This is a genomic window from Conexibacter sp. CPCC 206217 (assembly GCF_030646165.1).
Classification (GTDB): domain Bacteria; phylum Actinomycetota; class Thermoleophilia; order Solirubrobacterales; family Solirubrobacteraceae; genus Conexibacter.
Genome location: NZ_JAUTDO010000024.1, coordinates 1 through 1,886, shown reverse-complemented (window position 1 = coordinate 1,886; position 1,886 = coordinate 1). Strand labels below are relative to the sequence as shown.

The window sequence follows — 1,886 nt, the reverse complement described above, 5'->3', positions numbered from 1 at the left end:
CGCCCGCCGCGCCGCCCACGCCTCCCGCGCCGCCCGCGCCGCCCGCGCCGCCCGCGCCGCCCGCGCCGCCCGACGGTCTGCTCCCGGCCCCAGCCCGCGGGGTGCCGACGACGATCCGCACCGGCTTCGACGTGCCGCCGGCGCCGCCGCTGGAGGAGACCGTGACATACGCCTGGTAGACGCCCGGCGCGCGATAGCGGTGGCTGACGTCGCGACCGCTCGCGCGATCGCCGTCGTCGAAGCTCCAGCGGTAGGCGAGCGTGCCGCCGGCGTCGCCGCCGACGACGACGGCGCGCAACAGCACGGCGGCGCCCGGCTGCACGCTCGACGGAGTCGCGGTCGCGCTCACGGCGATCGTGCCGCCGCCCCCGAGCGCGAGCCGCAGCGGCTCCTGCGGCGCGGACAGGACCAGCTCCGGCGGACCGGGCCCGGCGGGGCGCAGCAGCGCGGTGCGGCCCTCCTCGTCGACCCAGACGAGCGCGGGGCCCTCCGCGAACGGCGCCGCTTCGGCGAAGTCGGGCGCCAGCAGCTGGGCGACCGTCTCGCCGGCGCCGTTCGCCGTCACGGCGGTGACCGCCGCCGGATCCGCGCCGGCGAGGCCGAGCAGACGCCGCAGCGAGATGCCGGTGAGCGTGTTCGGCGCGCTCGCGCCGGGCAGCAGGTACGGCGTCGGCGGCACGTCGGCGACCGCCTGCAGCGCCGCCGGCTCGAGCAGCTGCGCGCGCCCGTCGAGCGTGACCTCGACCCCCGGGGCGGCCACGGCCGGCGCGGCGAGCGCCAGCGTCGCCGCGAGCGCGAGAACGACGGCGCGCACGCCCGCCTCAGCCGAGCGTGGCGGCGATCGACAGCTGCCCCTGGTCGCTTCTGTAGGGGTAGACGAGGTAGAGCGCGATCCCCTCGTTGGTCAGCGTCACCGGGACGTCGTTCCAGGCGACGCTCGCGCCGTCGGCGCTCAGCTGCGGCGCGAGACCCTGCGGACCGAGGAAGAACAGCGGCTGGCGCGTGCCGACGATCGACGGGCCGGGCAGGATCACGGCGTGCAGCGCGACGTCGATCGCGCTCGTCGCCTTCGGCGTCGTGCCGAGGTCGAAGGCCCAACCGGACAGCGCGACGTCGATCTGGTGGTCGAGGAACTGGAAGTGCGTCGTGCCGGCGGTCTCGACGACCGCCCTGCCGCTCGCACGGTCGTACCAGCCGCCGGAGATCGGCAACGAGAAGGCGCCGTCGGCGAAGCTCGCGCCGTTCTCGCCGCTTGCCCCGCCGCCCTGCGCGAGGTACCCGAGCCACGACGGCCGCGGGCTCCAGCGCACGACGCCGGCCGTGATCGACGCGGCCCCCGCCGGGCGCGGCGTGAGCGTCACGCCGCCCGGCGTCGGCGGCCCCTCGACGGACGCGAAGCCCGGCATGCCCGTGACGGTCGTATCGGCGGCCAGCGTCACCGTCGCGACGCGGCCGGTCGCGATCGCCGGCCGTCTCAGCGCGGCCCGCAGCAGCCGCGCGCCGGCTGGCGTCAGCACCATCGGGGCGCGCGTCAGCGTGACGGCGCCGCTGGTCGCGTCGAGCGCGCGTCTGCCGCGACCGGCCGGCACGCGCAGCACGACGACCTGCCGCGAGCCGACGGTCGCCGACAGCTCCGAGCGCGGCCCGACGACCGTCTGCGGCGCTCTCAGCACGACGCGCCGGCCGCCCGCGCGCAGCCGCAGCGCGCCGCCGAGTGCGACGACGGCGCTGTCGCTGCCGAGCGGCGCGAGGTTGCGGACCGGCAGCGTGATCACGACCCCGCGCCGCCGCGCCGGCGCGACCGCCTCGACGCGCACGCCGAGCGCGCGCAGCCGCCGCGCGACCGGCCCGCCCAGCGTGAGCGTGGCGCGGTTGGCGGTGGCGGC

Annotated in this window: 2 protein-coding genes; both read right to left on the bottom strand. The window is 78.6% G+C overall.

Annotation, left to right across the window (positions count from 1 at the left end; genetic code table 11):
* Positions 1 to 814: PKD domain-containing protein (locus Q7L65_RS27600; RefSeq protein WP_304726688.1), on the bottom strand; the 814-nt coding region annotated here is incomplete at its 3' end.
* Positions 815 to 821: 7 nt separating this feature from the next.
* Positions 822 to 1,886: HtaA domain-containing protein (locus tag Q7L65_RS27595; RefSeq protein ID WP_304726686.1), on the bottom strand; the 1,065-nt coding region annotated here is incomplete at its 5' end.